Origin of the sequence: Dyadobacter sp. (assembly GCF_051859145.1) — a bacterium.
Lineage (GTDB): Bacteria > Bacteroidota > Bacteroidia > Cytophagales > Spirosomataceae > Dyadobacter.
In genome coordinates, this window is the sequence record NZ_JBHYGF010000241.1 from 1 (window position 1) to 6,654 (window position 6,654).

The 6,654-nt window shown below is 49.5% G+C and carries 6 protein-coding genes; 2 read left to right on the plus strand and 4 right to left on the minus strand.

Annotation, left to right across the window (positions count from 1 at the left end; translation table 11 throughout):
* On the minus strand, positions 1-251 hold a 251-nt coding region (locus tag ACTIE6_RS14645), incomplete at its 3' end, for a carboxypeptidase-like regulatory domain-containing protein (RefSeq protein WP_439557350.1).
* A 186-nt stretch (positions 252-437) separates the two neighbouring features.
* Here ACTIE6_RS14645 and ACTIE6_RS14650 point away from each other — a divergent pair.
* Positions 438-1,574: an AI-2E family transporter gene (locus tag ACTIE6_RS14650; protein WP_439557351.1), complete on the plus strand. Its 1,137-nt coding sequence runs from the start codon at positions 438-440 to the stop codon at positions 1,572-1,574.
* A 79-nt stretch (positions 1,575-1,653) separates the two neighbouring features.
* On the opposite strand, the gene ACTIE6_RS14655 is transcribed toward ACTIE6_RS14650, so the two are convergent.
* Positions 1,654-2,313: a carbonic anhydrase gene (locus tag ACTIE6_RS14655; RefSeq protein WP_439557352.1), complete on the minus strand. Its 660-nt coding sequence runs from the start codon at positions 2,311-2,313 to the stop codon at positions 1,654-1,656.
* A 264-nt stretch (positions 2,314-2,577) separates the two neighbouring features.
* On the opposite strand from ACTIE6_RS14655, the gene ACTIE6_RS14660 reads away from it, so the two are divergent.
* On the plus strand, positions 2,578-2,949 hold the full coding sequence (locus tag ACTIE6_RS14660; RefSeq protein WP_439557353.1) for a hypothetical protein: 372 nt from the start codon (positions 2,578-2,580) through the stop codon (positions 2,947-2,949).
* A gap of 85 nt (positions 2,950-3,034) precedes the next feature.
* Here ACTIE6_RS14660 and ACTIE6_RS14665 read toward each other — a convergent pair whose 3' ends face one another.
* Together ACTIE6_RS14665 and ACTIE6_RS14670 are read right to left on the minus strand one after the other, a co-directional pair.
* A complete protein-coding gene (locus ACTIE6_RS14665; protein ID WP_439557354.1) occupies positions 3,035-5,821 on the minus strand; it encodes an outer membrane beta-barrel protein in 2,787 nt (928 codons plus the stop codon).
* 3 nt (positions 5,822-5,824) lie between these two features.
* Positions 5,825-6,598, minus strand: a complete 774-nt coding sequence (locus ACTIE6_RS14670; RefSeq protein ID WP_439557355.1) for a GLPGLI family protein — start codon at positions 6,596-6,598, stop codon at positions 5,825-5,827.
* Positions 6,599-6,654 lie beyond the last annotated feature (56 nt).

The following is a 6,654-nucleotide window of genomic DNA, read 5'->3' on the forward strand; positions in this document are numbered from 1 at the left end:
TCCACCGTTTGGAACCCGATTGACGAGACAGTGAGCTTCTGGTTCCCGTCAGGCACGCTGATTGAGAAAGCGCCTTCTGCATTGGTATTGGTACCCGAAGTGGTACCCTTGATCAGCACACTTGCGCCGGGCACAGCTGCATTGGTTTCATCTACAACCTTTCCGGACACCTGCCGGGACTGGGCACGAGCCGGAATGACAGAAATCACGAGCATAGCCAGCGTGAGTAAACAGCTACATATTATTCGCATACGAACATTTGTTAAAGGGTTAGGAAGTTGAACAATCTTAAAAGTCCAGGTGGATGCTTGGAATACTTATAAAAAAAAGTGAAAAGGGAATAATTCGGTAAATGCAGTTTGGCAAGAGAAAACTGAGGATGCGGGATGCCGGGCATGAAATTTTCAGTTTCGTTCTTAAACTCACTTACACTTTTTATGAATGATATTTCCGCTAAGTCAAAAAGCGTCGAGATTGCGGCTTCACTGCTGTCTCTTGTCCTGATCGTCGCATTGCTATATACGTTGCAAAGCGTGTTGGTACCACTCATGTTTTCCATCTTGCTGGCCATCTCGCTGTTCCCGATTGTACGCTTTATTGAGAAGTACAAGGTCAACCGCGTAGGCGCTTCGCTGCTGGCAGTTCTTATTGCCATTATCCTGATCGGCGGATTGATCTGGTTTATCGTACACCAGGTAATCGTGATTGGTGCCAACGGGAATGATCTGCAGGTTAAATTCAAACATATACTCGACACCATTCAGCAATGGGTGGTACTGCGGTTTGGTATTGAAGAAGGTGAGATCACCAAACAGATCACCACTTTCACCAACAAGGCTGTTTCCAATGCGGGCGTGATCCTGGGTGCGGCCTTTGGTTCAATGGGAAGTATCCTGGCTGGCGTCGTGATTGTGCCTTTATTCACATTCTTCCTTCTGTACTACCGTGATTTCTTCCGCGAATTTTTCTTTCACGCATTCCTTTCTACACCCAAGGAACTGGTCAGCGGGGTACTTGACAAAATATATTACGTCGTGCAGAGCTACCTGATCGGGCTGATAACTGTGATGGGGATCGTTGCGGTTTTGAATACCATTGGCTTACTGGTTCTAGGTATTCCTTATGCATGGTTTTTCGGCATTCTGGCTTCGCTGCTGATGCTTTTGCCCTATATCGGAATCGCGATTGGTTCGGTGCTGCCTGCGGTATTTGCATTGGCCACCAAAGACAGTGCTTGGTATGCAGTGGGTGTGATCATCTGGTTCCAGGTAGTCCAGTTTCTCGAAGGTAACTTCCTGACGCCGAATATCGTAGGAGGAAAAGTGAGCATTAACCCGCTGATGGCGCTCGTCGGACTGCTTTTGGGAGGTTTGCTTTTCGGGCTCGCCGGGTTGATCCTCGCCATTCCGATCACAGCTGTTTTAAAGGTCGTATTCGACGCAGTTCCATCGCTCAAAGCGTATGGATTCCTGATTGGAGAACCTGAAAAGTATCATTTGAAAAAGTACTCCGGGCGCATTATCATGAAACGCTGGAAGTTAAACCAGACCACGCCGGAGGGTGAAAGCAAATAATTTCTGTTTTTCAATGCATATTACAGAAGCGGCCGGATAAATTCCCGGCCGCTTCTATCATTTAATATCATTCCAAAAATCAGGGATTTGCAGTTTGTATCTCGGGATCTTTCAGGTCGAGCCGGTAAATTTCCATGATGTTTTCGAGCAGTTTTTTGAAGTCGATGTTCAGGTCGATCAGCTTTCCTGAATGCACGTCAAAAACCCAGCCGTGGACAGTAAGGTTGCGGTCACGCTGTGCTTTCTGCACTTCTGCGGTTTTGATCACATTAATGCATTGTTCTTCCACATTCAGCTCGACCAGTCTTTTGTAGCGTTCTTCTTCATTCTCGATCGCAGCCAGCTCCTCTTTGTGCGTGCGGTACACGTCACGAATGTTTCTCAGCCAGGGGTTGAGGATACCCAGGTCCCCCGATTTCATAGCCGCCTGCACACCACCGCAGTAATAATGGCCGCATACCACAATGTGGTTTACTTTCAGGTGATCCACTGCATAGTTAATGACCGACATCACACTTAGGTCCGTATTGGGGACCATGTTGGCAATGTTTCTCAGCACGAATACCTCGCCCGGCTCGACGCCCATGAGCTCTTCGGCAGTAACGCGGCTGTCGGAGCAGCCAATATAAAGAATGCCTGGCGTTTGTCCCTTCGCCAGATTACTGAAATAGTCCGGTTCAACGTTGAGCTTTTTCTGAACCCAGTCCTGATTGTTTTGAAAGATCTGTGAAATGTCCATTAAGTGAGAATTTAAGTTAAGAGTACCCGTTAACAGCCGCCAAGTTACGTTAAGGAACTTACTTTTGGAATGCAAAATCCTCAGAAGCGGCGCATCATTTTAAATAAAAGCTGCGGTTGCCGGATGTTTTTTCAATGTGCGGCTTTCCAGCCTTGAAACTGGTACATCTGCGCCAATGCCGGGATAATTATTACAATGCGGAGAATTTGTGTAAAATTTTGCATTAATTACTGGTGCATTTCAACTTAAAACTCCCGGATGAACATGAAAACAAAACTTTACACGCTGATGATCCTGGCAGTGGCGATCTTTTCCATCTCCGCTCAAAAGTCAATTACAGCCGATGACCTGATCGGAACATGGAAATACATGATCAGCGACGTTCCGCCTGAATACGAATCGGGCTTCCTGATTTTTGAACAAAAGGAAAACAAAACAGTCGGGTACGTGGAGGCAGCGGAGCGGCAGGAAGTAAAAAACCTGATGGCAGATCAGGGGAAGGTCACTTTTACTATGGAAAGCCAGGGCAGCGAGTTCAAGTACAGCTTAATGCAAAAAGGCGACACGCTCACCGGCATCATCTCCTCCCAATACGGCGATTTCCCGATCAAAGCGGTTCGAGAGGCGAAGAAATAGAGTTTTAAAATGCTGAAAGTGCCGGGATAGCAGTATAGCTCTCCCGGCACAAAATACAGCGAATTGACGTCTGCAAGGATCAGCCTCAAATCCCGAACTTCCGCAGATTATACACGAAACTCACCAGCAAGTACCGCTTCAAAACCACACTCCGAACATCCTCAATGTAAGTCTCGGTGGTGTTGCGTGTCAGGCTGCGGTTTTGGTTGAGTATGTCGAAAATCTGCAACTTCACTTCCCCTTGTTTTCCTTTTAAAAACTGCCGCGACAATGCTGCGTTCCAGAGGGTGAAATGCTGGTTGAAGCCGCTGGCGCGTCCCGTTGTCGCGTTGTAGGTCAGGTCCGAACTGAATGTGAATTGAAAAGGCAACTGCCAATGGAAATCTGCTGTGAGGTACTGTGACCAATACTGCGTATTCTGCTCGCGCAAAAGCGAGTACCGGGCCTGCTGGTAACTAATCCGCGCGCCCAGTCCGTAGTCGATTTTACCATTGAATGCACTTTGAATGCGCATTCCTTGGCTGAGCAAACTGGTATTCGCCTGGTTTGGAAGGTTATTTACCAGGCTCCGGCTGCCCGAAAAGTTCCCTTTTGAATTCAGTGTAAGATTGACTTGTAGCGGGTTAATGTTCCTGCTCCATGAAAGAAAACTGTTCAGCGCCCAGAAACCATGCGTGTTAATCGGCATCGAAAACCTGGCTCCATTGTCGCTGACCGACATGGCATTGTTGATCCGGCTGTTGCTCTGGTTGAGGTTGGCAAAAAGAAAAAGGCTGCGGTCGCCACTGTTGTCTGAGCTGTTGTAGGTCAATGTAAGCGTGTTAAAGTACTCGGGCCGAAGCGCAGGGTTGCCGCTTTTTACATCCAGTGGGTTGGTATTGTCGGCAACAGGCTGCAACTGGGTGATACTTGCCGGTGCAATGCGCGTGCGATATTGCAGTCGTGCCCGCCGGTTGCCCGGGAAAGTATAGCTGAACAATGCATTGGGGAGCCAGTGAAAATAGCTTTTGGCTATGCGCGACTCCGTCGAAAGATTGTCAGAAACCTGACGCGCGCTTTGTAAGTCGAAGCCCAGCGTGTAGCTGAACCGGAGCCGCTGCGTTTGCAAAGTGGCGCCGGCTTTGTGCGCGGCAAATGTACCCGCAAACCGGATGGTGAGCATTGAATCGGGAACAGAATAGCTGTTTGTCTCCTCATTTTTATCAAAAACAAAACGCGACTGCCGGTTCTGATGGTTGATCAGCGCATACCTGACTTCCAGCTTCTGGCGAAATGAAAGCGGCTCGGTGTAGGAGATATTCAGGTTATTTTGTACTGAAAAACTATTTTGCCGGTTTCGCTGGTCGATATTTTCGGGAAGCTTTGCAATGCTCGTTGAATCATAAAATACGTTCCGCGACTGGTTGTAGCCGGTGGTTTTTCCGTCAGCCAGTACCGTGTTCAGGTTGGCGGAAAGCGTGCGGCCTGGTTTTGCAAATTTGTGCATCAGTATCAGGTTGTTGTACCCGTTCATCCCATGGGCTGACGAGCGATAATGTGTCTCTCCGGCATTCAGCGGTTCTCCTGCCCTGGTGTACGCAGCATTCAGTACATCACTTTGGTACCTGACCTTTTGCCACGAAAAGTTTGGTGTGAAGCGCACACTCGTCAGCGAATCCAGCTGAAACTCGAACCTTCCAGCAAAACGCTGGTTAAAAGCCTGGTTCTTGTTGTAGCTGGACTGCTCGGCCACAAACGACTGCCCGGGCAAAATGTATTCGCGCCGGCTTTCCTGGTCCGTGGTGGTAATCGCCTGGTTGGCAAAATAGCTTGCAGAAATCTCCGCCCGCTTTCCATGACGCACTTTTTCACCCTCCGCACGATAGTTGAACCCAGCCGCCCGCACTTCGGTCATGTTCGCCGGACCCCGGCTGTCTTCTTCCCCAAAAGAACCCTGCTGACCTGTGAACATCGGTCCGCCCATTCCGCCGCCGGGCAGACTGCCGTCACCGAGCGAAAAATTCTGGCGGTTCAGGTTATTGGCTTCTCCTACCAGCGATATCTGCCTGCCGGGGCCTACGTTGCGGTTGTTGAACCTGTTAAGGCTCAGCTTACCCTGATAGCGCAGTCCATTCGATCCGGTATTCTGCCCGGCACCAATCGCATTCTGGCCAAAATAACCTTTCCCTTTGTCTTTCTTGATGGTGATATTGATCGTGCGCTCGCGGTTACCATCATCGATACCTGAAAATTGCGATTGGTCAGAAGATTGATCGTAAACCTGGACCTTATCTACAATGCCAGCTGGCAGGTTGCGCGTGGCCATTTTGGGATCGTCACCGAAAAACGGTTTGCCGTCCACAAGCACCCTGCGTACAGCCTGTCCGTTGCTTTTGATTTGCCCGTCACGCGAAACTTCCACGCCAGGCAACTTTTTGAGCAATTCTTCCACCTGTGCATTCGGTTCGGTTTTGAATGCATCCGCATTGAATTGCACGGTATCTCCCTTGACCGACACAGGCGGAGCTTCCTGTTTGATCACCACTTCCTGCAAGTCTGTACCCTGCTCGGTCATCCATAATGTATCGAGCCGCACATCTTGAGACGCTACTTCAAACAATACAGATTTATTACGATAGCCTATAAACGTCACGAGCAACCGGTAGCTGCCTGCGGCCACATTTCTAAGTCTGAAATGACCCGAACCGTCGGTAATGCCCGCGGTAACATAGGCGGAATCGCTTCGGGTGAGCAGGGATACCGAAGCAGTCCGCAATGGTTTTTGGCTGATCGAGTCAAGAATGGTTCCCGACACTTCCGCCCGGACAGCCGGCTTCTGTCCGGAGGCGGTGAAGTACGTCAGGATCATGGCTAAAAGGAATATGGGTTTCATAGGTTATCTTCCGCCGTCGCCGGGCATCATTTTCTGCTGACGGAAATCGGCCAGCGCCTTTTCGCGAATGTCTTTCAGTTCTTCTTTGGTAACGGGCTGCGCGCCTGGCAGCGGCGCCACATCTTTATCGCTTACATTGCCCGGTTGCACTTTCACCGCCCTGAACTGTTCCCGGGTACCTTCGATCAGCAGCACCACACCTTTCTCCGGTGTAAGCTCATGCACAGGTGAGTAGGTAACGGGAAGTGCTTCGGTAAACCACACCGAATAGGGTTCGTTTTTCAGTTTGACAACCGCTTTTTTGCAAGGGTAACCTGCTATTTTCTTTGTCTCGCCTGTCAACTGCCAGCCAGGAGCGCGTTCAATGGGGCTTTCACTCTGATAGCTTTTTGGCTCGGGGCCTTTCATTGTCAGAAAGGTCACGATTTTTCGGGCTTCCAGGTCTACGAGCTTGTATTCATCGAAAGGCCGGCCCAGATTGGTAGTCCGAGGAGGACCGCCGTTTGGAAAAACCCTGCTGACCATCGTATTCTGATCATCTGAAACCTCTTTGACATAATTTCCTGAGATGAAGGATTTTTGCCCGGAAGTGCGCGAGTCGGGAAGGTCTGTCGGGAAGTTGGGATCGCCGGGTTTTACAGGCTCACCATTGATGACCATTCTTAATTGGGTAGGGTCAATTTTGCGGACGATCTCGTAGTTGATCTGTCCCGAAAATTGTGCGTAAGCCTGCGTGGAGGCCAGCCACAATGCGGCCAGCAGAGTCGTGATTTTCATAGTATTTATTTGTTTTGATTTTGACGGTTCAAAACTGAACAGAAGCTATGTTAGGC